Source organism: Ruegeria sp. YKSF131, assembly GCF_059612645.1.
This window is the reverse complement of record NZ_JBXWQZ010000043.1, coordinates 20,993-40,898: the sequence shown is the minus strand read 5'-3', so window position 1 is coordinate 40,898 and position 19,906 is coordinate 20,993. Positions and strand designations below refer to the sequence as shown.

25 protein-coding genes and 1 pseudogene are annotated in these 19,906 nt (G+C 59.2%); 20 read left to right on the top strand and 6 right to left on the bottom strand.

Translation table 11 applies throughout. The features are described from left to right. The 11 genes and pseudogenes from AC2FLZ_RS15035 to AC2FLZ_RS14985 form a co-directional block, all read left to right on the top strand. Positions 1-116, top strand: a pseudogene (locus AC2FLZ_RS15035) (heme o synthase); the annotation flags it as partial. Further along, positions 113-274 (top strand): cytochrome c oxidase system small membrane protein, encoded by a 162-nt coding sequence (locus AC2FLZ_RS15030; protein ID WP_267363054.1) that lies wholly within the window; start codon positions 113-115, stop codon positions 272-274. The pseudogene AC2FLZ_RS15035 and the gene AC2FLZ_RS15030, both read left to right, overlap by 4 nt. After that, positions 274-849: a cytochrome c oxidase assembly protein gene (locus AC2FLZ_RS15025; protein WP_480484379.1), complete on the top strand. Its 576-nt coding sequence runs from the start codon at positions 274-276 to the stop codon at positions 847-849. The genes AC2FLZ_RS15030 and AC2FLZ_RS15025 overlap by 1 nt, the downstream gene beginning before the upstream one ends. A gap of 22 nt (positions 850-871) precedes the next feature. Beyond that, positions 872-1,687, top strand: a complete 816-nt coding sequence (locus AC2FLZ_RS15020; protein WP_209505605.1) for a cytochrome c oxidase subunit 3 — start codon at positions 872-874, stop codon at positions 1,685-1,687. Positions 1,688-1,775: 88 nt separating this feature from the next. Beyond that, positions 1,776-1,868 (top strand): twin-arginine translocation signal domain-containing protein, encoded by a 93-nt coding sequence (locus tag AC2FLZ_RS15015; protein WP_480773926.1) that lies wholly within the window; start codon positions 1,776-1,778, stop codon positions 1,866-1,868. Continuing rightward, positions 1,844-2,521, top strand: coding sequence for an SURF1 family protein (locus AC2FLZ_RS15010; protein ID WP_496882360.1), 678 nt, complete (start codon positions 1,844-1,846; stop codon positions 2,519-2,521). The genes AC2FLZ_RS15015 and AC2FLZ_RS15010 overlap by 25 nt, the downstream gene beginning before the upstream one ends. Then, a complete protein-coding gene (gene thrC, locus AC2FLZ_RS15005; protein WP_496882359.1) occupies positions 2,518-3,906 on the top strand; it encodes a threonine synthase in 1,389 nt (462 codons plus the stop codon). The genes AC2FLZ_RS15010 and thrC overlap by 4 nt, the downstream gene beginning before the upstream one ends. Further along, positions 3,903-5,165 carry a M16 family metallopeptidase gene (locus AC2FLZ_RS15000; RefSeq protein WP_480473691.1) on the top strand — a complete coding sequence of 421 codons (1,263 nt, stop codon included), beginning with the start codon at positions 3,903-3,905 and terminating at the stop codon, positions 5,163-5,165. Before thrC ends, AC2FLZ_RS15000 begins: the two co-directional genes overlap by 4 nt. After that, entirely contained in the window at positions 5,165-5,749 is a 585-nt protein-coding gene (locus AC2FLZ_RS14995; RefSeq protein WP_209505614.1) for a GNAT family N-acetyltransferase, read from the top strand. The genes AC2FLZ_RS15000 and AC2FLZ_RS14995 overlap by 1 nt, the downstream gene beginning before the upstream one ends. Before the next feature lie 102 nt (positions 5,750-5,851). Then, positions 5,852-6,670 (top strand): MBL fold metallo-hydrolase, encoded by an 819-nt coding sequence (locus AC2FLZ_RS14990; RefSeq protein ID WP_480554468.1) that lies wholly within the window; start codon positions 5,852-5,854, stop codon positions 6,668-6,670. A 38-nt stretch (positions 6,671-6,708) separates the two neighbouring features. Continuing rightward, entirely contained in the window at positions 6,709-8,124 is a 1,416-nt protein-coding gene (locus AC2FLZ_RS14985) for an FAD-binding oxidoreductase (RefSeq protein WP_496882358.1), read from the top strand. 42 nt (positions 8,125-8,166) lie between these two features. On the opposite strand, the gene AC2FLZ_RS14980 is transcribed toward AC2FLZ_RS14985, so the two are convergent. Further along, positions 8,167-8,706, bottom strand: coding sequence for an adenine phosphoribosyltransferase (locus AC2FLZ_RS14980; protein WP_480473688.1), 540 nt, complete (start codon positions 8,704-8,706; stop codon positions 8,167-8,169). 325 nt (positions 8,707-9,031) lie between these two features. Between AC2FLZ_RS14980 and AC2FLZ_RS14975 the strand changes: the two genes are divergently transcribed. Beyond that, complete coding sequence (locus AC2FLZ_RS14975; protein WP_209505622.1) at positions 9,032-9,205, top strand: hypothetical protein; 174 nt, start codon at positions 9,032-9,034, stop codon at positions 9,203-9,205. A gap of 7 nt (positions 9,206-9,212) precedes the next feature. Here the strand turns inward: AC2FLZ_RS14975 and AC2FLZ_RS14970 are convergent, their stop codons facing one another. Further along, complete coding sequence (locus AC2FLZ_RS14970) at positions 9,213-9,842, bottom strand: LysE family translocator (RefSeq protein WP_480604974.1); 630 nt, start codon at positions 9,840-9,842, stop codon at positions 9,213-9,215. Positions 9,843-10,093: 251 nt separating this feature from the next. On the opposite strand from AC2FLZ_RS14970, the gene AC2FLZ_RS14965 reads away from it, so the two are divergent. Continuing rightward, positions 10,094-10,942 (top strand): alpha/beta hydrolase, encoded by an 849-nt coding sequence (locus AC2FLZ_RS14965; RefSeq protein ID WP_496808843.1) that lies wholly within the window; start codon positions 10,094-10,096, stop codon positions 10,940-10,942. Between the two features lie 2 nt (positions 10,943-10,944). Here the strand turns inward: AC2FLZ_RS14965 and AC2FLZ_RS14960 are convergent, their stop codons facing one another. Together AC2FLZ_RS14960 and AC2FLZ_RS14955 are read right to left on the bottom strand one after the other, a co-directional pair. Beyond that, a complete protein-coding gene (locus AC2FLZ_RS14960) occupies positions 10,945-11,817 on the bottom strand; it encodes an S-methyl-5'-thioadenosine phosphorylase (RefSeq protein ID WP_496882357.1) in 873 nt (290 codons plus the stop codon). Positions 11,818-11,883: 66 nt separating this feature from the next. Beyond that, positions 11,884-12,444: an invasion associated locus B family protein gene (locus tag AC2FLZ_RS14955; RefSeq protein WP_480518879.1), complete on the bottom strand. Its 561-nt coding sequence runs from the start codon at positions 12,442-12,444 to the stop codon at positions 11,884-11,886. Positions 12,445-12,609: 165 nt separating this feature from the next. Between AC2FLZ_RS14955 and AC2FLZ_RS14950 the strand changes: the two genes are divergently transcribed. Beyond that, the gene (locus AC2FLZ_RS14950) at positions 12,610-14,244 is read left to right on the top strand and encodes a SulP family inorganic anion transporter (protein ID WP_496882356.1); all 1,635 of its coding nucleotides are present in this window, start codon (positions 12,610-12,612) and stop codon (positions 14,242-14,244) included. Positions 14,245-14,379: 135 nt separating this feature from the next. Here the strand turns inward: AC2FLZ_RS14950 and AC2FLZ_RS14945 are convergent, their stop codons facing one another. Then, positions 14,380-14,985, bottom strand: a complete 606-nt coding sequence (locus AC2FLZ_RS14945; RefSeq protein WP_480473679.1) for a flavin reductase family protein — start codon at positions 14,983-14,985, stop codon at positions 14,380-14,382. A 72-nt stretch (positions 14,986-15,057) separates the two neighbouring features. On the opposite strand from AC2FLZ_RS14945, the gene AC2FLZ_RS14940 reads away from it, so the two are divergent. The 5 genes from AC2FLZ_RS14940 (at position 15,058) to AC2FLZ_RS14920 (ending at position 18,120) form a co-directional block, all read left to right on the top strand. Then, positions 15,058-15,552, top strand: coding sequence for a GNAT family N-acetyltransferase (locus AC2FLZ_RS14940; RefSeq protein ID WP_480473678.1), 495 nt, complete (start codon positions 15,058-15,060; stop codon positions 15,550-15,552). A gap of 52 nt (positions 15,553-15,604) precedes the next feature. Further along, a complete protein-coding gene (locus tag AC2FLZ_RS14935; protein WP_480473676.1) occupies positions 15,605-16,348 on the top strand; it encodes an EcsC family protein in 744 nt (247 codons plus the stop codon). A 140-nt stretch (positions 16,349-16,488) separates the two neighbouring features. After that, complete coding sequence (locus AC2FLZ_RS14930) at positions 16,489-16,950, top strand: NUDIX hydrolase (RefSeq protein WP_496808846.1); 462 nt, start codon at positions 16,489-16,491, stop codon at positions 16,948-16,950. A 72-nt stretch (positions 16,951-17,022) separates the two neighbouring features. Next, complete coding sequence (locus AC2FLZ_RS14925; protein ID WP_480473673.1) at positions 17,023-17,478, top strand: DUF1178 family protein; 456 nt, start codon at positions 17,023-17,025, stop codon at positions 17,476-17,478. 3 nt (positions 17,479-17,481) lie between these two features. Further along, positions 17,482-18,120, top strand: coding sequence for an SDR family NAD(P)-dependent oxidoreductase (locus tag AC2FLZ_RS14920; protein ID WP_496882355.1), 639 nt, complete (start codon positions 17,482-17,484; stop codon positions 18,118-18,120). Here AC2FLZ_RS14920 and AC2FLZ_RS14915 read toward each other — a convergent pair. Then, positions 18,114-18,470 (bottom strand): hypothetical protein, encoded by a 357-nt coding sequence (locus AC2FLZ_RS14915; protein ID WP_480473671.1) that lies wholly within the window; start codon positions 18,468-18,470, stop codon positions 18,114-18,116. The genes AC2FLZ_RS14920 and AC2FLZ_RS14915 overlap by 7 nt on opposite strands. A 165-nt stretch (positions 18,471-18,635) precedes the next feature. Between AC2FLZ_RS14915 and AC2FLZ_RS14910 the strand changes: the two genes are divergently transcribed. Next, the gene (locus AC2FLZ_RS14910; protein WP_480473670.1) at positions 18,636-19,874 is read left to right on the top strand and encodes an aspartate kinase; all 1,239 of its coding nucleotides are present in this window, start codon (positions 18,636-18,638) and stop codon (positions 19,872-19,874) included. The last annotated feature ends 32 nt before the right edge of the window (positions 19,875-19,906 follow it).

The window sequence follows — 19,906 nt, the reverse complement described above, 5'->3', positions numbered from 1 at the left end:
ACTTCAAGGTTGAACGCGGTTTCTTCAAGCTGTCGCTGCTGTATCTGTTCCTGCATTTCGGTGCCGTTCTGGCCGAAGCCTTGCTAAAACCCTATGGTCTGGGGGGATGGTCATGAGCCTTCGCAAAGACCACGAGCTGCATCAGCGCCGGTTCAGCCGCAATCTGGGTGTGGGCCTGACGCTGGCTGCCTTTATCGTGATTATCTTTGGCCTGACCATCGTCAAGGTCTCGGGCACTGATTTCAACAGGGCGACGCAAGAGGTTCAGAACTGATGGCGTTGTCCGGTCCTCAGAAAACGGTTGTCCAGACCGTCGGCGTGGTTGTCCTGATGGGCAGTCTCGCCTGGGCATCGGTGCCGTTTTACAACTGGTTCTGCCGGGTGACCGGATTTGGCGGCACCACTGGTGTTGCCGAAACCGCCCCCGATACCATTCTGGATCGCACAGTTACCATCCGCTTTGACGCGTCCAAGGCCAAGGATATGGAATGGGAGTTCAAGCCGGTCGTGCGCGAGATGGATGTGCGCATCGGCGAAACCGGCCTCGCCTTTTACGAGGCCTATAACCCGACAGACCGCCCCATTGCCGGGCAGGCGTCTTACAACGTGGCACCCTATTCTGCGGGTGGGTATTTCCAGAAGATTGCCTGTTTCTGCTTTGAAGAGCAGGTGCTGCAACCTGGCGAACGCGTTGAGATGCCAGTGACGTTCTTCGTCGACCCGGAAATGGTCGAGGATCTTGAAGCCAAGTATGTTCATACGATCACGCTGTCGTATACATTCTACGAAATTGACCTGCCCGAGGGCTATGCCGCCCTCGATGCGCAGGCAGATACAAACACGAACTAACGCCTGTAGGTGAGGGACGCTGATGGCACATGCTAAAAACCACGATTATCACATTCTGGCCCCGTCGATCTGGCCTCTGATCGGCGCCGTCGGCGGCTTTGTCATGCTGTTCGGAGCCGTTCTCTGGATGCAAGGCATCACGCCCTTCATGTTCTGGGCCGGTCTGGCAGCGGTGCTTTATACGATGTTCGCCTGGTGGTCGGATGTGGTCGCAGAAAGCCGTCAGGGCGATCACACGCCTGTTGTCCGCATCGGTCTGCGTTACGGCTTCATCCTGTTCGTCATGTCCGAGGTGATGTTCTTTTTCGCCTGGTTCTGGTCGTTCTTCAAACATCGCATGTACCCGATGTACGACTATGCAGGCACCGAATACATCCAGCCGGATATTCATGCCGTTGACCCGTTCCACCTGCCGCTGATCAACACTCTGGTCCTGTTGCTGTCAGGCTGTGCGATCACCTGGGCGCACCATGCACTGGTGCATGACAATGACCGCAAGGCGCTGATCAATGGTCTGGCCATTGGCATCGTGCTGGGCATCGCCTTTACCTTCTTGCAGGGCTATGAATACGCCGAACTGCTCAAGCATGAAGGCTGGGAATTCGGCGGCGACCAGTTCTATTCCAACTTCTTCATGGCAACGGGTTTCCACGGCGCACATGTGATCATCGGGACGATCTTCCTGACCGTCTGCCTGATCCGCGCGCTGAAGGGTGACTTCACCCCGGAAAAACACGTCGGGTTCGAAGCTGCGGCTTGGTACTGGCACTTCGTCGACGTTGTCTGGCTGTTCCTGTTCTTTGCCGTCTACATCTGGGGCCAGGCTCCGCTGATGTAGCGCCGGTCAGGCCGATCAATTGCAAAAGCCGCCCCAAGGGGCGGCTTTTTCTCTATGCGGGGCGCAAGATTGCGCCCCATACAATTGCGTGGTTGCAATTCAGCCCGCACGCCCCTTAACAAGACGCCGGTTCCTGAAAAGAAGTTTGGTCCTGACATGCGCCGTATCCTGTTCCTGCTGATCTTCGGCCTCGCCGGTTTGGGCGTGCTGCTGTCGCTGGGCATCTGGCAGGTGCAGCGCCTGGCATGGAAGCAGGACGTTTTGGCCGAGATCGAAGATCGGATCTCGGCCACGCCGGTTTCCCTGCCGCCGCAGGTTTCGGTGGATCAAGACAAATACCTGCCGGTAACGGTGTCGGGCGAGATGGAGCCTGCGGAGATCCATGTTCTTGTGTCGCTCAAACAGGTCGGTGCGGGGTATCGCATCATTCAGCCGTTCAATACCGGGGGCCGGACCATTCTGATTGACCGGGGGTTCATCCCGACCACGGCCAAACAGGCCGGGCGGCGCAACGGGCAGATGGAGATCACCGGCAATCTGCACTGGCCGGACGAGGTTGACAGTTACACGCCCGCACCTGATGTCGATGCCAATATCTGGTTCGCCCGCGATGTGCCCGCGCTTGCGGCTGCACTGGGCGCGGAGCCTGTTCTGCTGATCGCCCGTTCGCAAACCGATCCGAATGTGACACCGCTGCCGGTGGACACGGCGGGCATACCAAACGATCACCTGCAATATGCAATCACCTGGTTTGGTCTGGCTCTGGTCTGGGCCGCGATGACTGGATACTTCCTGTGGCGCAGCCGTGCCAATTCTGAAAGTGACGCGACATGAAATATATCTCGACCCGAGGGCAGGCGCCCGAACTGACGTTTGAAGAGGCAATGTTGACCGGGCTTGCCCGCGACGGTGGCCTGTATCTGCCCGCCGAGATCCCGGTGATGTCGCAGGACGAGATCGCGGCGTTGGCTGGATTGCCCTACGAAGAAATCGCATTCCGCGTGATGTGGCCCTATGTCAGCGGCTCATTTGCCGAGGATGAGTTCAAGGCCATCATCGCCCGCGCTTACGAAGGCTTCGGCCACGATGCCCGCGCGCCATTGAAGCAGCTGAACGAGAACCACTTCCTGCTGGAACTGTTCTACGGCCCCACGCTGGCCTTCAAGGACTTTGCCATGCAGCTGATCGGCCAGTTGTTCCAGGTGGCGCTGAAACGTCGTGGTGACCGTGTGACCATCGTCGGCGCGACCAGTGGGGATACCGGTTCAGCCGCGATCGAGGCGTTCCGCGGGCTGGACGCGGTGGATGTGTTCATCCTGTTTCCCCATGGCCGCGTGTCCGAAGTACAGCGTCGACAGATGACGACGCCTGCGGACAGCAATGTACATGCTCTGGCCGTGGATGGCGATTTCGACGATTGCCAGGCCGCGCTGAAAGACATGTTCAACGATTTCGATTTCCGCGACGGCGTGAAATTGGCGGGTGTGAACTCGATCAACTTTGCCCGCGTTTTGGCGCAAATCGTTTATTACTTCTCGGCCGCCGTCAGCCTTGGCGCGCCGCATCGCAAGGTCAGCTTCACGGTGCCAACCGGCAACTTTGGCGACATCTTCGCAGGCTATCTGGCCAAGCGTATGGGGCTGCCGATTGACCGCCTTGTGGTGGCGACCAACCAGAACGACATTCTGCATCGCTGCCTGACAGGCGAGGGGTATTTCAAGGGTGAAACCATCCCTTCGATCAGCCCGTCGATGGATATTCAGGTCAGCTCGAATTTCGAACGCGCGCTCTATTATGCCTATGGCGAAGATGGCGGGGCCGTCGCACAATTGATGGATGAGCTGAAAAAGGGTGGTTTCAATATCAGCCAGGGTGCGATGGAAGCGCTGCGTGAGAATTTCGATTCGGGCCGTGTGTCCGAAGAGGAAACGTTGGCCACGATCAAATCCACGCTGGCGCACAGTGCCGAACTGGTCTGCCCGCACACCGCCGTGGGCATCAAGGTTGCCGAAGAGCACCGCGCGGCAGACGTTCCGATGATCACGCTGGCCACCGCGCACCCGGCGAAATTCCCGGCCGCGGTCGAGAAGGCGAGTGGCGAACATCCGCCTCTTCCCTCCCGCATGTCTGATCTGTATGAACGTCCGGAACGGGTGACCCGCATCGCCAATGATCTGGTTGCCCTTGAGGATCATATAAAAAGGCACATCGCTGAGTGACTGTCAGACAAGACCAACTGAAGAACGGGTTTCGTATCGTCAGTGAGCACATGCCGGGGCTGCAATCAGCGGCCATCGGCATCTGGGTAACCGCCGGTGGGCGGCATGAGCGGATCGAGCAGAACGGCATCGCGCATTTCCTTGAGCATATGGCGTTCAAGGGAACCGAGCGCCGTTCGGCCTTGCAGATTGCCGAGGCGATCGAGGATGTGGGCGGCTATATCAACGCCTATACCTCGCGCGAGGTGACGGCGTATTATGCACGCGTTCTGAAGGACGACGTAGCGCTGGCGATGGATGTCATCGGCGACATCGTTCTGAACCCGGTTTTCGATCCGCGCGAGATCGAGGTCGAGCGGGGCGTGATCCTTCAGGAAATCGGTCAGGCCCATGACACGCCCGACGATGTGATCTTTGACTGGCTGCAGGAGCAGAGCTATCACGACCAGCCCCTGGGCCGGACGATCCTGGGCCCAACGGAGCGGGTGAGTGCCTTCTCGCGTGAGGATCTGTCGGGCTTTGTGACGGAACATTATGGCCCCGAACAGATGATCCTGTCTGCAGCAGGTGCTGTGGATCACGATATGCTGATGAAACTGGCCGAAGAGATGTTTGGCCATCTGCAATCCCGTAAGGGTCTGATCCCCGAGGTTGCACGCTTTACCGGTGGCGAAGCCCGGCAGGTAAAAGAGCTGGAACAGGCGCATTTCGCTCTGGCGCTGGAAAGCCCCGGCTATCGCGACGATGCGATCTATACGGCGCAGATCTATTCGACCGCATTGGGCGGTGGCATGTCTTCGCGCCTGTTTCAGGAAGTGCGTGAAACACGTGGGCTGTGCTACACGATCTTTGCGCAGACCGGTGCCTATGCCGATACCGGAACAACCACGATCTATGCCGGAACCTCGGCCAATCAGGTGGCCGAGCTGGCGACGATCACGATCGATGAGATGAAGCGCGCCGCCGAGGACATGAGCCCCGAAGAGGTCGCCCGTGCCCGCGCCCAGATGAAGGCCGGGATGCTGATGGGGCTGGAAAGCCCGTCGAATCGGGCTGAGCGTCTGGCGCGGCTGGTGCAGATCTGGGGACGGGTACCTTCGCTGGAAGACACGGTCGCCAAGATCGATGCGGTCAGCACCGAAGACGTGCGCGCCTTTGCCGAAACCATGGCTGTTCAGGCCCCGGCGGCGCTGGCGCTTTACGGACCGGTCGCAGACGCACCGACATTGGCGGACTTGCAGGAGAGGCGTGCAGCGTGATGCTGTTGGGCAGACGCAAGCTGAAACTCGAGACCGCGCGGCTCAGCTTGCGCCCGCCTGTACATTCCGATTTCAATGATTGGGCAGCGTTGCGGCGCGCCTCAAAAGGTTACCTGACCCCGTGGGAGCCGATCTGGGCCAAGGATCACCTGAGCCGCAAATCCTTTACCAATCGGGTCTACTGGGCTCAGCGCTCGGTCGCGAGTGGTACAGCAATCCCGCTGTTCCTGTTTCGCCGTGAAGACAATGTGTTGGTCGGGGCGATCACGCTGGACAATATTCGGCGCGGCCCTGCGCAGGCCGGAACCCTGGGTTACTGGACCGGTGAATCCTTTGCCCGTCAGGGATACATGCGCGAAGCGATCGGCGCGATGGTGCATCACGCCTTTACCCGTCTGGATCTGAGCCGGATCGAAGCCGCGTGCCTGCCGGAAAACCGGGCGTCGCGCGGTTTGCTGGAAAGCTCAGGCTTCAAATATGAAGGCGTGGCGCAGTCATATCTACAGATCAACGGGCGATGGCGGACGCATGTTCTCTATGCCAGCCTGCGGTCCGACCGGCGTGGCAAGACAGACGCGGGCTAGGGGGCTCTGCCCCCGCCGCGGCAAGCCGCACCTCCCCCGGGATATTTTTGGCCAGATGAACAAGGGGCATGACTTGGTGGCGATCTGCGCTACACTTCGAGTATGCGCTGGTTGGTTGCAGCATTGATGGTGATTTCGGGCGGGGCCGTGGCGCAGGAGCGACGGCCGAGCCATTGTATCGCCATCGCCGACGCGGCGCCGGGGATCGAATATCTGCACAAAGCCGCGTGGCAGGACCCGGTACCGGAGTTTTCGGTGCGCATCAGCTATGTCGCGCATGCCGCCTTTATGATCCAGACCCGTGGCGGGTTGAATGTGGTGACCGATTTTACCGGGTTCATCGGGGGTGCCGATCTGATTCCCGATGTGGTGACGATGAACCATGCCCATGACACCCATTGGACGGCGCATCCCGACCCGGCGATCCCGCATGTCCTGCCGGGATGGGGAGAGTTCGGGCAAGGAATCGAACATCATCTGGATCTGGGCGAGATGCTGATACGCAATGTCCCGACCGATATCCGCTCGGCCTATGGCGGGGTAGAGGAACGCGGCAACTCGATCTTCGTGTTCGAGGTCGAAGGTCTGTGCATCGGTCATCTGGGACATTTGCATCATGTACCTTCAGACGAACAGTTTGCTGCGCTGGGTCGGTTGGATGTGGTCATGGCCGCCGTTGATGGCGGAACAACCATGCCCTTGCCTGACATGATCTCGGTTCTGAAGCGGCTGAAAAGCTCGGTGATCGTTCCGATGCACTGGTTCTCGGAGTTTTCGCTGGATCGCTTCCTCGTGGATATCCGAGATGAGTTCCCGGTTGAACGTGACGGCGTGTCCGAGATCACCGTCTCACTGCGTGACTTGCCGGATCGGCCAACGGTTGTCGTGCTGGAGCCGCGCTATCTGATTGATCTGGAATAAGGCTTGCCGTGGAGGAATCGGTTGGGCATTGAAAGCGTATGAGTTTGAACCCCGCTGATGACCGCATTGCCACGCTGATCCGCTCGAAACTGGGCGATCAGGTGTTGCGCCCGGTGGCCGACCGGTATCTGGAAGAGCCGCGCGGGCGATTTGCCGGACAGGCTGGCCTGCTGGCCTTGCCCCGCACAACCGAGGAGGTCTCGGTACTGGTGCAGGTGGCGTGCGGGGAGCGCGTTCCGGTGGTGCCTTATGGTGGTGGAACCGGTCTGGTCGGGGGGCAGGTGATGCCGCACGGGCCAGCGCCCCTTGTGATTTCGCTGGAACGGATGACAGCCATCCGGTCCGTCTATTCCACTGAAAATGTGCTGATTGCCGAGGCCGGCGCCATTTTGCAGGACGTCCAAGCCGCGGCTGAAGCGCAAGACCGCCTGTTTCCCTTGACGCTGGCGGCGCAGGGATCCTGTCGGATCGGGGGCAACCTGTCCACCAATGCGGGAGGCGTCAACGTCTTGCGATATGGCAATGCGCGCGACCTGTGCCTTGGGCTCGAGGCCGTTCTGCCCAACGGTCAAATCTGGCACGGTCTCAGCCGGTTGCGAAAGGACAACACAGGCTATGACCTGCGCAACCTGCTGATCGGGGCAGAGGGCACGCTTGGGATCATCACTGCAGCTGCGCTCAAGCTGTTTCCCCGGCCTGCCGCGATCGGGACGGCGATGTTTCAGGTGGCGTCACCCGAAGCCGCCATTTCCCTGCTGGCTCTGGTGCATGATCGCGTGGGCGAGGCTGTCAGCACTTTCGAACTGATCCACCAGCAAGGGTTAGAGTTCTTGTCCGAGGTTCTGCCGGACGTCCGGCAACCGTTTAAGACACCGCCAGAGTGGAGCGTTCTGATCGAGTTGGGGCTGGCTCCGGGGCAGTCTCCGTCCGACGCGCTGGAGGACATCTTTGTCCGGGCGCAAGCACTTGGGCTGGTTCAGGATGGCGTGATTGCACAAAGCGAGGCGCAGCGCGGTGAGTTGTGGGCCGTGCGCGAGCGTATCCCCGAGGCCAACCGCCTGATCGGCTCGGTGTCGAGCCATGATATCTCGATCCCGATCTCAGGAATTCCGGATTTTGTGCGCCAAGGGGAAAAGGTGATTTCCAGTCTCGGGCCGTTCCGGATCAATTGCTTTGGCCATCTGGGGGATGGCAATCTGCATTACAATGTCTTTCCCCCGGAGGGGCAGCGCCGCGCGGAATTTGAAGGTCAGAGCGCCGTGGTCAAGCGGGCCGTGCATGATCTGGTCCACGCTTTTGACGGTTCGGTCAGCGCGGAACATGGCGTGGGCCGCATGAAAACGAGCGATCTGGAACGCTATGGCGATCCGGTAAAGCTGGATGCGATGCGGGCCATCAAGGCGGCGCTGGACCCCCATGGCATCATGAACCCCGGCGCGGTTCTGAAGGCGTGAACCTGGCCTTGACCCCTTTTTCACTATCCGAAGCTTGCCGCGTTAAAGCCCTTCGAATTCGCACAGGACATGCACGTCCATACCCATATCTTCCAGTAGCTTGCGACCACCGAGGTCAGGCAGGTCGATAATGAACGCGCATGAGACGATCTCACCGCCCAAACGCTCGATCAGTTTGATGCCCGCCGCCGCAGTGCCGCCTGTGGCCAGCAGGTCGTCAACGACAAGGATCTTTTCCCCCGGTTGGATGGCGTCATCGTGGATCTCGACGATCGCTTCGCCATATTCCAGCTTGTAGTCCTGGCTGATCGTTGTGCCGGGCAGCTTGCCTTTCTTGCGGATCGGCACGAAACCCAGGCTCAGTTGATGCGCAATCGCACCCCCAAGGATAAAGCCCCGCGCCTCAAGACCGACAACCTTGTCGATGCGTTCCCCGGCATAGGGGTGCAGCATCTGGTCAATGGCCATCCGAAATCCGCGCGGATCGGCAAACAGAGTCGTCACATCGCGAAACAGAATTCCTTCATGCGGGAAGTCGACAATCGTCCGGATGTAGTCTTTGACAGTCTTGTTCCTTGACATGAACCAACCCTTTTCCGCTTCAAATACCAAAACGTGTTTGGCCCAAGAGGGTTAGCCATGCAAGGAACAATTCATTTACGCGATCACCAGCGGCGCTAAACCACAGCCTTGGGCGGTCCGTAATACCGGTGAAGTGTGACAGGTGGCAAAGACAAGTGCGGTTTACGCCAATTGCGTTGATTTCGCAAAAGAAAGGCTCGTGTGGTTCGAAAGTTCATTGCCATTTCCGTTCCGGTTCTGTTAAGTGCCAGATAACGACAATCACTATGCTATGTATACGCAATGCATCGCCTAAAGTAACGAGCATTTGCTAGGAGCAACGCGCGTGCCAAAGAAAGACGGCAAGGGATCGACGAAGAAAAACAGCCAGCTGGTTCTGCGTCTGGACAAGGATGAACGCGACGCGTTTGTCGAGTTGTGCAGGGAGCTGGATACGTCTGCGGCCCGCGAAATCCGCCGGTTTATCCGCGGGTTCATGAAGGAAAACGCCGAAAACTGAAAAGGGATCAGGCCGGACGGCGTAGAACTGCCGTAACGACACCCATCCCGATCAGGGTCAGCCCGCCAAACCGCGTCATCCCCGTGATCACGCTGGCGCGGCCAATCAGCCGCCGCAACCGGTCGGCCAGCAACGCATAAGCCAGGGCATTCAGCCAGGCCAGTCCGACGAAAGTGGCGATCAGGATGGCAAATTGCGGCCCCAGTGGTTCAGCCGGGCGCAGGAACTGCGGCACAAAGGCGATGAAAAAGGCGATGGATTTCGGGTTCAGTGCCGTGACAGCGGCCGCATGTCCAAACACGCTGCGGGGGGTGATATCCCGCCCGGTCGCGACCGTTCCCAGACTACTTGCCGGGGCGCTGCGCAGCAGTTTAATTCCAAGCCAGACCAGATAAGCCGCTCCGACCCATTTGAGGACGGAAAACAAGGTGGCCGAGGCCAGAACAAGCGCGCCCAGTCCCAACAAAGATGCGGTCATCGCCACAAGATCCCCCACAGCCACCCCTGTGGCCGAGGCCACGGCAACACTGCGCCCCTTGGACAGCGCATAGCTCAGCACCAACAGCACGGTCGGGCCCGGGATCAGCAGCAAAGCGGTGGAGGCGGCGACAAAAGCCAGCCAGAGTTCAAGCGACATGGTGTCTCCTGTAAAGGTGTCGTCACACCAAGCCCTTGTATGATGCCAACGTCAAGCATCTGCCTTGATCGTTTGGCTGTTTTTGAGGCGACAAGATCGAGCACCTGTGCGTTTCTCGCATCTGAATCGCAAAGCTCATAGATTTAGGCAGTGTGACAAGGACTTGAAGTTTGGATGAAGCTTTGCTCATTCATCTTGAAACGGTCCTGAACCTGCCCAGACTAAAAGGCACAACATTGCAGGAGGTAAAGGTGCAGATCCAAAGTACAGATGCCAATTCGTTGAAGCGGATCAATCGCATCAAACGGTTGCTGCTTGGCCTCATGCTGGCCGGTGGCGTCGTGTATGGGATCATCGTTGGATACATGTACTTCAACCAGCAATCGCTGCTTTACAAGCCAGATGGTGAATTGCCTGATCCAGCCTCGGTTTCTTTGGCGGATATCGATGTGCTTTCACTGCCTATGTCCGATGGTACGGTTCTGACGGTTTGGGCCGCGCCGGCAGCCGTCGAAGGTGCCCCGACCGTATTGTTCTTTCACGGCCAGAGCGGCAATCTGAGCGACCGCGCGGCCCGATTTCAAGAGATACTGAACAGCGGCTACGGGCTTCTGGCGCCCAGCTTTCGCGGGTTTCCGGGAAGTACAGGCGCGCCGTCCCAAGCAGGTTTGATCTCGGACGGATTAGAGTTGTTTGACCATTTGCGTAGGGCCGGAGAGCCAGTTGTTCTACACGGCCAAAGCCTTGGTACAGGAGTGGCTGCGGCGGTTGCGGCGCAACGGCCCGAGGCCGAGATGCTGGTGCTGGAAGCGCCATTTACTGCGACTGTGGATGTGGCGGCTGAACGCTATCCTTGGTTGCCCGTAGCGTCACTGATGCGCGACCAGTTTGCCACCCGCGACATCATCGGGACAATCGAGATGCCGACGTTGATCTTCCACGGCACAGATGATCAAACCGTTCCAGTGCATCACGGCGCGCGCCTTGCCGAGATGGGCGGTGAGAGGGTCGAGTTTTTCTCGATTCCCGGCGGAACCCACAACGACTTGTGGTCATACGGCCTGTGGCAGACCGTTCAAGACCGCCTGCCACAGAACTGATTTCAGAGAATTCGCCCGGCCACCGCGTCCAGCTTGGCCAGCAGCGCCGGATCGCGCTTTTCGGGTGCGGTGAGGATGGCATATTCCAGCGCCCGGTCACAGCCATGCGGGCAGGGCGCGCGGTCAGCCCCCAACAGGGCGGGAAGGCCCTTGACCAGTGCACGGCCCTTGTCGGCATTGCCGGTCAGGGTCGCAATGATGGTGGTCACATCCACTTCACCATGATCCGGGTGCCAGCTGTCAAAATCGGTGACCATCGCGATCGAGGCATAACAAAGCTCGGCTTCGCGGGCGAGCTTGGCTTCGGGCATATTGGTCATGCCGATCACGTCGCAGCCCCATTGCTCGCGATACATTTTCGATTCCGCAAGAGAAGAAAACTGCGGCCCTTCCATCGCCAGATAGGTGCCGCCGCGATGGATCGTGATACCGGCAGCCTTGCCTGCGGTCTCACAGGCGTCCGACAGGCGCGGGCAGGTCGGATGCGCAACACTGACATGGGCGACGCAGCCTGTGCCGAAAAAGCTCTTGTCGCGCGCAAATGTCCGGTCGATGAACTGATCGACGATGACAAAATCGCCCGGTGCCATGTGTTCGCGAAACGACCCGCAGGCCGAGACCGATATCACATCCGTCACACCAAGCCGTTTCAGCGCGTCGATATTGGCGCGATAGGGCACATCGGTGGGCGAATGCACATGCCCGCGCCCATGGCGCGGCAGAAAGGCCATCGCGACACCGTCCAGCGACCCGGTCAGGATCTGATCCGAAGGTGCCCCCCAAGGGGTATCGACACTGACCCAGTCCGCATTTTCCAGCCCATCGATGTCATAGATGCCTGATCCGCCGATAACGGCAATCCTGGTTTGGGTCACTGTCCTGCTCCGCCTGAGATACTGATATTGAATTTGTGCGGGTTCGACCCGAAATTGACAAGAGGTCTATTCCTGTTTCGCCAGCAGGTTACGCTGTTGAGATTGCGTGTTGAAATCCGCCCAGGCGGCTCCAAACTCATCCAGCGGCCACGTCAGGTCTTGCGATTGACCATGCCTGTCACGAAACTCAAAACGATACGCATCCCCGTTCAGCATGGCGTCCAGCAGGCCGTCGGCGCGATGATCCTCGAACGTACAGCTTAACCCTGTCAGGCAACCGGGACGCCGCGTGCGCCAGATCACATCCTGATCTTTCTCTATGCGGAATCCAGAAGGGTTGAAGAAGGTACCCGGCTCAATTCCAAACTCGATTTTGAATCCATCTGGCTCAGGTGTGATGAACATGAACTGCGCCGCAAATTTCGGACGCAAGGAAAACACCTCAGCGCGCCTTATGTAACAGCGCTGCACCAAAGCACCGGCTTCTTCACGCTCGTCACAAATCGAATTCCAGATGCCGAAAATTTCATGGTGCGTGACACGCCAGTTTCCGGCGGTGTCATTCCCTTGCAAATCCTGTGCAAAGGCGGGCAGGGCCGATAGAAATATGAGGGCAATCCAACGCATGAACTCACATTTGGGTGCTTGATCCGGGTGCCGCAAATCACGTTGCCGAGAGGCAAGTTATGCGCTGTGCGCATGGCTGCATCCCACCTCCTGCGGTGGCTTAACAGCGGCGCGCCCGCTACAACGACCCCTTCGCGCGAACATAATATCCTATAGGACTGTCCAATGCCCCGAGCCTTGCTGGCAAGTTTTGCCAACCGTATCGCCATACCCGATCTGCGCTGGGTGCCGGATGAGGGGCTGACCTTCTCTCGCCTGCGGATCGAGCTGCTGTCCGGCCTGACCGTGGCCCTCGCGCTGGTGCCCGAGGCCGTGGCCTTTGCTTTTGTGGCAGGCGTGCATCCGCTGGTGGGCCTCTATGCCGCGTTCCTTGTGGGGCTCATCACCGCGTTGATCGGCGGGCGACCCGGCATGATCTCGGGAGCGACGGGCGCGCTGGCGGTCGTCATGGTGGCTTTGGTGGCCGAACATGGGGTCGAATACCTGTTCGCGACGGTGGTTCTGATGGGGATCCTCCAGGTTATCGCCGGGGCGATGCACTGGGGCCGCTTCATCCGACTGGTGCCGCACCCGGTGATGCTGGGCTTTGTGAATGGCTTGGCCATCGTGATCTTTCTGGCCCAGATGGGCCAGTTCAAGGTGCCGGGTACCATGGAAAACACCGGTCACGGCATGGGTGGTGGAGAATGGCTCTCGGGTGCGCAGCTATACACCATGCTAGGCCTTGTGGCACTGACAATGGCGGTGATCTGGGTGGTGCCGCGCATCACGCGTCTCATTCCAGCACCTTTGGCCGGTATTCTGGTTGTCGCTGCGCTGGTGATCGGTCTGGGGCTGGATGTCCCGCGCGTCGGTGATCTGGCCTCGATCGAAGGTGGCCTGCCTGCCTTCCACATCCCGATGGTTCCGGTGAACTGGGGCACGCTTGAGATCATCCTGCCCTACGCCGTCATTCTGGCTGCGATTGGCCTGATCGAATCCCTGCTGACCCTGAACCTTGTGGGCGAGATCACCGGCAAGCGCGGCGGGGCTTCTCAGGAATGTATCGCGCAAGGTGCGTCGAATATCGTGACCGGCTTTTTCGGTGGCATGGGTGGCTGCGCGATGATCGGTCAGTCGATGATCAACGTGAAATCCGGTGGCCGGACCCGCATCGCGGGGATCGCTGCGGCGCTGTTTCTGCTGACCTTCATCTTGTTTGCCTCACCGCTGATCGAACAGATCCCGCTGGCCGCGCTGGTTGGGGTGATGTTCATGGTGGTGATCGGCACCTTTGCGTGGAACTCGTTCAAGATCCTGCGCAAGGTTCCACTGACCGACGCCTTTGTCATCGTTCTGGTCACTGTCGTGACGGTGATGGAAGACCTCGCGGTGGCGGTTGTTGTCGGCGTCATTGTCTCGGCTCTGGCCTATGCTTGGAACAACGCCAAGCGCATCCACGCGGTCACCCGCGACTCGGCGACCGAAAAAGGGGCGAAGGTCTATGAAATCCAGGGACCGCTGTTCTTTGGGTCATCGGATGGCTTTATCGAACTTTTCGATGTGCCGAATGACCCGGAAACCGTCATCGTCGATTTCGCTGAAAGCCGTGTGGTGGACCAGTCGGCATTGCAAGCCATCGAAAACATCGCGGCCAAATACGAGGCCGCGGGTAAACGCGTCATGCTGCGCCACCTGAGCCGGGATTGCCACAAGCTGTTGAACAAGGCAGGCCACCTGATGGTCGACAGTGATGATGACCCGGATTATGAACTTGCCGTCGATTATTCGGTCCGTACCGGCATTCTGGGCGGCCACTGATCCTTTTGCGAGGCTCTGCCTCGCGCTCCGGGATATTTGAAGCCAGATGAATGAAGGATCCCTGCTTCATCTGGCCAAAAAATATCCCGGGGGAGCCGCCCGGAACGGGCGGTGGGGGCAGAGCCCCCGACAACCTCAATCATCCGGGCGATTGAGCGAGAACAGCTCGGACACGACCGAATAGTCCCGGTATCCAAGCCGCGCCAGAGGTTTGAACGAGGTTACGTCGAACTTGCCCTCCCGGATGTGGTCGTCGAGCAGATGCACGCCTGTCACTTCGCCAAACACGACGCGGTTGGCCGCGCCGGGCAGGGTCACGATCTGGGTGAGCTTGCATTCCAACGCCGCCGGGGCACCTTGTACACGGGCACAGGGGATGGTTTCGCATTCGACCGGTGTTAATCCGGCATGGGCAAACTCGTCCACCTCCTTCGGAAGGCTGGCCGAGCTGGCATTCATGGCATCCTGATGCGCATTGGCCACTACATTCACGCAGAATACGCCAGTCGCCTCGATATTGGCGATACTGTCCTTGCCGCCGACCTGATCGTGTTTCGTGCCGGTTGTGGCAAACATCACCTGCGGTGGTGAGTAAGCCACCCCGTTGAAAAAGGAATAGGGTGCCAGATTGTTGATCCCATCCGCATCACGGGTCGAGATCCAGCCGATCGGGCGTGGCGTGATAATGGCATTGAATGGGTTGTGCGGCAGGCCGTGGCCGTCTTCAGGGCGGTAGAACATCATATCTCCAAGCGTTTGCCCAAGGCGTAACGAAGTGCTAGGGCGATTTCCAGCAAGGAAAAGAGGGCAAACGTGCAGCAATTCGGGATCAGGCCGGAAGAGCCGGACGATTGGTGGGAAGTCGAGGCCCTATACGATCTGTGCTTTGCGCCGGGCCGTGAGGCGTTGTCGTCCTACCGGTTGCGCGATGATGTGCCGCCGGTAGCTGGTCTGTCTCTGGTCGCGCGCGACGGTCAGGGCATTCTGGCCGGGGCAATCCGCTTCTGGCCTGTCCATGTCGGCGAACACGATGCATTGTTGCTGGGGCCCGTTGCCGTGCACCCTACTCATCAGGGCGAGGGTCTGGGCGGGTATCTGATCCATGCCGGTGTTGAAGCCGGGCGCAAACTCGGATGGCAGCGGGTCATGCTGGTCGGTGACGAACCCTATTACAGGCGATTTGGTTTTGCGCGGCTGCAAGGTGTCGAGATGCCGCCGCCCACCAACCCGGACCGGGTGCTGGGGCTGGAACTGACGCCCGGGGTCTGGTCCGGAGTTCATGGGGCCGTCACCCGCTGGACCCGCTGACCTATTGAATCGACACGGTTCAACGCCGATGTTGATAGGCAGGAGGACGCACATGCAGAACGTGGTTCTTGTCGAAAACGTGGATGCCGAGGCTGAACTGGATCGTTTGGCGGGTTATTACCGATCTGCCGGAGGGGCCGGTGTCAAACTGCTGAACAAGCTGGGCGGATCAGCCGAGTCACTGCTCGAGCAATTGCCCGAACCAGTTCGGAACGGCCTGACAGGGGCTACCGAGCAGGCGTTGTGGTTTGCGATGCACGCGGCTCAGGGGTCCCGGCTTGCGATCCCTGATCAGCAGCCCTGGGTCAATACCGCGCTTGCCACGGCCATGGGTGCGGCCGGTGGGCTGGGCGGTGTATCAACAGCCCTGATGGAGCTGCCTGCAACAACCGCCATGCTGCTGCGTGCCATTCAGGGGGCCGCCGCGCGCGAAGGTTTCGACCCGTCCGCCGAGAACGTGAAGTTCGATTGTGTGCGGGTTTTGTCCGCATCGGGTCCGCTGTCGCATGATGACGGAGCGGATTTCGGCTTTTTCTCGGTGCGCCTGACACTGACCGGTCCGGCCATGCAGCGTCTGATTGCTGCCGTGGCACCACGCTTTTCGATCGTTCTGGGGCAAAAACTAGCGGCACAGTCCGTCCCGGTGCTCGGCGCATTGGCTGGTGGTGGAACGAACTATGTCTATTCGCGCTATTACCAGCAGATCGCGCGTGTGCATTTCGGCCTGCGAAGACTGGCGGTTGACGCCGATATCTCGCATGACGAGCTGGTGAAGCAGCTGTCAGCCCGCATGTGATCAACAAATGCTCCGTCACGCCAGACTTGGCGGACACCACTTCATATGGTAGTTTTTCAAGGGGTGGGCGCTAAATAGGCGTGTCATGCGCGCCTATAAGGCCAAAGGGTCCGTTGCCCGAACAAAAGGTGCGTCGCGCAATGAATGCAAGACCGGTGCCGCGTGTATTGACTGAGACTGCGGAACCCCCTGTTTTGCGGCAATCCTCTGCCCTGTGTTATCGGATCCGGCATGGCCAGCCAGAGGTTTTGCTGATCACGACGCGCCGGGCCCAGCGCTGGATTATCCCCAAGGGGTGGCTCATCCCCGGGCTGACCCCATCAGAAACCGCAGTGCAGGAAGCTTGGGAAGAAGCGGGCGTGACGGGGCGATGCAGCACAGCGGGGCTGGGGCAGTTTCTGCACCTCAAGCATAGCCCAAATCAGCCCCCGACCTTGATACTGGTTGATGTTTTTGCGCTGCATGTACAGGTTATGTCGCAGGATTTCCCTGAACAGCACGAGCGCAGGCGCAAGTGGTTTGCGCCTAAAAAGGCAGCTCAAAAGGTCGGATCACCCGAGCTAGCCGATTTGTTACGCGACTTTAAGACATATACACATTAAGATAGTTCCAGAGAGGCTTGATATTGTCAGTCTGGTCGGTATCTATTCGCCAATCGCAATTTTGGACTGAACATGATTCAATACGCGTTGAAATGCAGTGAAGGCCACACATTCGACAGCTGGTTTCAATCCGCAGAAGCCTTTGACAAGCTGGCCTCTGCCAGGATGGTGACCTGCGCGATTTGCGGATGTACGCAGGTTGCGAAGGCGATCATGACACCGCGTGTCCGTCCGGCCCGGAATGCGCAGGGAAAACCTGAAAACGCGCCAGCATCCAATGAACAGATCAACGTCGCCACCCCTTCGCCTGAGATCGCGAAGGTTCTGGCCGAGTTGCGCCGCCATGTGGAAAAGAACTCGGACTACGTTGGCAAGGATTTTGCAAGCGAAGCGCGCAAGATGCATCTGGGAGAGGCGCCAGAGCGTTCGATCTATGGTGAAGCCAGACCGGATGAAGCGAAATCGCTGATCGAAGATGGCGTGCCGGTGGCACCGCTGCCGTTTCTGCCCAGCAGAAAGACCAACTGATCCATGCATGTCGTGATCACCGGTGCCAATCGCGGTATCGGCCGCACCCTTGCCTCGCGCTACGACACCCGCGGTGACGTGGTCACTGGAATCGCGCGCGATGGCAGCGCGCAGGTGCGTCTGGACGTGGCGGACCCTGCCCAACAGGCGGCAATGGCCGAACAGCTGAAAGGCCAGCCCGTTGATCTGCTGGTCTGCAATGCCGGGGTCTATCTGGACAAGGGGCACACGATCGACGGCTACCCCGCCGAAATGTGGGCGCAAAGCTTTGCCACCAACGTGACCGGCGTTTTCCTGACCGTTCAGGCCTTGTTGCCCAATCTGCGTGCCGCAGGCGGCAAGGTCGCGATCATCTCGTCGCAGATGGCGTCTCATACGCGGGCACCGGGGGGCAGCTATATCTACCGTGCCTCCAAGGCGGCGGCGTTGAATCTGGGGCGGAACCTGGCGACGGATCTGAAAGCCGACGGGATCGCCGTGGGCATCTATCATCCGGGCTGGGTACAAACCGACATGGGCGGCGCGGCCGCCGATATTGATGTCGATCAGGCCGTCTCGGGCCTGATGGAACGCTTTGAGGCCCTGTCGATCAGTTCAACCGGCTGTTTCGAGACCTATGATGGACAGGCGCACGCTTACTGACGGGACAGTGCCGCTTTGGGAATTTCATAGACTTCACCGGGTTCAATATAGATAACCATCAAATCACCGCGCGTTTCATACGACATCTTCGAGGTGGAACTGCTGGAGTCCGGCACGCCTTCCTTGAAATAGATGCGGCGCACCTCTCCTCCACCAAGAGCAACCGCAAGCGTTATCGTGCCGTCGTCATGGCGGCGCAATTCCGCATTGCAGCTTTGCATCGGGTCACCGGCATTTGCGGCACAGGGCACTTTGCCCAGTGCATTCTTTCCGTCCGTTCCGGCCACACTGGCAACCTGGGCCAGTACAGGCGACGACAACAAAGTAACGGCAAGGGCTAGGCGAAACATGGGGAACCTCTTGATTTGGTTGTTACTCGCAGGCTGACACCGCACCTGCGCAATGTAAAGCGGCCCTGTGCCACAGGCGGGTCCTGTTTGCGCTCTTGCTCTTGGGGTGCCCCTCGCTTATGAGGCTCGGGACCTCTAATCCAAGGCGCGGAGACATTTGCCCCCATGCCCGTACTCGTTATGAAATTCGGCGGCACTTCGGTCGCCAACCTGGATCGCATCCGCCGCGCTGCCAAGCGTGTTGGTGTCGAAGTTGCCAAGGGCTATGACGTGATCGTCATCGTCTCGGCCATGTCGGGCAAGACCAACGAGCTGGTGGGCTGGGTGAACGAGACCTCGCCGCTGTTTGATGCACGCGAATACGATGCTGTTGTATCTTCGGGCGAAAACGTCACCGCTGGCCTGATGGCTCTGACATTGCAGGAAATGGATGTTCCGGCGCGCAGCTGGCAGGGCTGGCAAGTGCCGCTGCTGACAACCAGTGCGCACAGCCAGGCGCGGATCGAAGACATCCCGACCACGAACATCAACCAGAAATTCGGCGAAGGCATGAAAGTGGCCGTTGTGGCCGGGTTTCAGGGGCTCAGCCCCGAAGGCCGCATCACCACGCTGGGCCGGGGTGGCTCGGACACTACTGCCGTGGCTTTTGCCGCGGCGTTTGGTGCGGAACGCTGCGACATCTATACCGACGTGGATGGTGTCTATACCACCGATCCGCGCATCTGCGAAAAGGCGCGCAAGCTGCACAGGATCTCGTTCGAGGAAATGCTCGAACTGGCGTCGCTGGGCGCCAAGGTGCTGCAGACTCGCTCGGTCGAGCTGGCAATGCGCTACAAGGTGAAACTGCGCGTTCTTTCAAGTTTCGAAGAACAATCCGACGAGGCCGGTACGCTGGTCGTTGACGAGGAGGATATCATGGAATCCAATGTTGTGGCCGGTGTGGCCTATTCCCGTGACGAGGCCAAGATGACCGTCGTTTCGGTGGCGGACCGTCCCGGTATCGCCTCGACCATCTTCACCGCGCTCAGCGATGAGGGTGTCAATGTCGACATGATCGTGCAGAACATCTCGGACGAGGGACGCACGGACATGACCTTCTCGTGCCCCACCGATCAGGTGGTCCGTGCCGAAAAAGCGCTGCTGGCGATCAAGGACAAGGGCGAGCTCAACTATGCCGAACTGGTCGCCGATACCGGTGTCTGCAAGGTTTCGGTGGTGGGAATCGGTATGCGCTCGCAATCGGGTGTTGCGGCCAAAATGTTCAAGGTACTCTCGGATGAGGGGATCAACATCAAGGTCATCACAACCTCCGAGATCAAAATTTCCGTTCTTATCGACAGGAAATACATGGAACTTGCCGTTCAGGCACTGCATGATGCCTTTGAACTGGACAAGGCGGCCTGAGCTGATCGGCCAAGGGTTTCGCCTGACACACT

Coding starts and splice junctions, on each gene's coding strand:
- AC2FLZ_RS14950 (WP_496882356.1), top strand. CDS start 12,610: ATGCCCCGAGCCTTGCTGGCAAGTTTTGCCAACCGTATCGCCATACCC.
- AC2FLZ_RS15030 (WP_267363054.1), top strand. CDS start 113: ATGAGCCTTCGCAAAGACCACGAGCTGCATCAGCGCCGGTTCAGCCGC.
- AC2FLZ_RS15025 (WP_480484379.1), top strand. CDS start 274: ATGGCGTTGTCCGGTCCTCAGAAAACGGTTGTCCAGACCGTCGGCGTG.
- AC2FLZ_RS14920 (WP_496882355.1), top strand. CDS start 17,482: ATGCATGTCGTGATCACCGGTGCCAATCGCGGTATCGGCCGCACCCTT.
- AC2FLZ_RS14995 (WP_209505614.1), top strand. CDS start 5,165: ATGCTGTTGGGCAGACGCAAGCTGAAACTCGAGACCGCGCGGCTCAGC.
- AC2FLZ_RS14915 (WP_480473671.1), bottom strand. CDS start 18,470: ATGTTTCGCCTAGCCCTTGCCGTTACTTTGTTGTCGTCGCCTGTACTG.
- AC2FLZ_RS14910 (WP_480473670.1), top strand. CDS start 18,636: ATGCCCGTACTCGTTATGAAATTCGGCGGCACTTCGGTCGCCAACCTG.
- AC2FLZ_RS14980 (WP_480473688.1), bottom strand. CDS start 8,706: ATGTCAAGGAACAAGACTGTCAAAGACTACATCCGGACGATTGTCGAC.
- AC2FLZ_RS14935 (WP_480473676.1), top strand. CDS start 15,605: ATGCAGAACGTGGTTCTTGTCGAAAACGTGGATGCCGAGGCTGAACTG.
- AC2FLZ_RS14990 (WP_480554468.1), top strand. CDS start 5,852: ATGCGCTGGTTGGTTGCAGCATTGATGGTGATTTCGGGCGGGGCCGTG.
- AC2FLZ_RS14945 (WP_480473679.1), bottom strand. CDS start 14,985: ATGTTCTACCGCCCTGAAGACGGCCACGGCCTGCCGCACAACCCATTC.
- AC2FLZ_RS15020 (WP_209505605.1), top strand. CDS start 872: ATGGCACATGCTAAAAACCACGATTATCACATTCTGGCCCCGTCGATC.
- AC2FLZ_RS14985 (WP_496882358.1), top strand. CDS start 6,709: ATGAGTTTGAACCCCGCTGATGACCGCATTGCCACGCTGATCCGCTCG.
- AC2FLZ_RS14955 (WP_480518879.1), bottom strand. CDS start 12,444: ATGCGTTGGATTGCCCTCATATTTCTATCGGCCCTGCCCGCCTTTGCA.
- thrC (WP_496882359.1), top strand. CDS start 2,518: ATGAAATATATCTCGACCCGAGGGCAGGCGCCCGAACTGACGTTTGAA.
- AC2FLZ_RS14970 (WP_480604974.1), bottom strand. CDS start 9,842: ATGTCGCTTGAACTCTGGCTGGCTTTTGTCGCCGCCTCCACCGCTTTG.
- AC2FLZ_RS14930 (WP_496808846.1), top strand. CDS start 16,489: ATGAATGCAAGACCGGTGCCGCGTGTATTGACTGAGACTGCGGAACCC.
- AC2FLZ_RS14925 (WP_480473673.1), top strand. CDS start 17,023: ATGATTCAATACGCGTTGAAATGCAGTGAAGGCCACACATTCGACAGC.
- AC2FLZ_RS15010 (WP_496882360.1), top strand. CDS start 1,844: ATGCGCCGTATCCTGTTCCTGCTGATCTTCGGCCTCGCCGGTTTGGGC.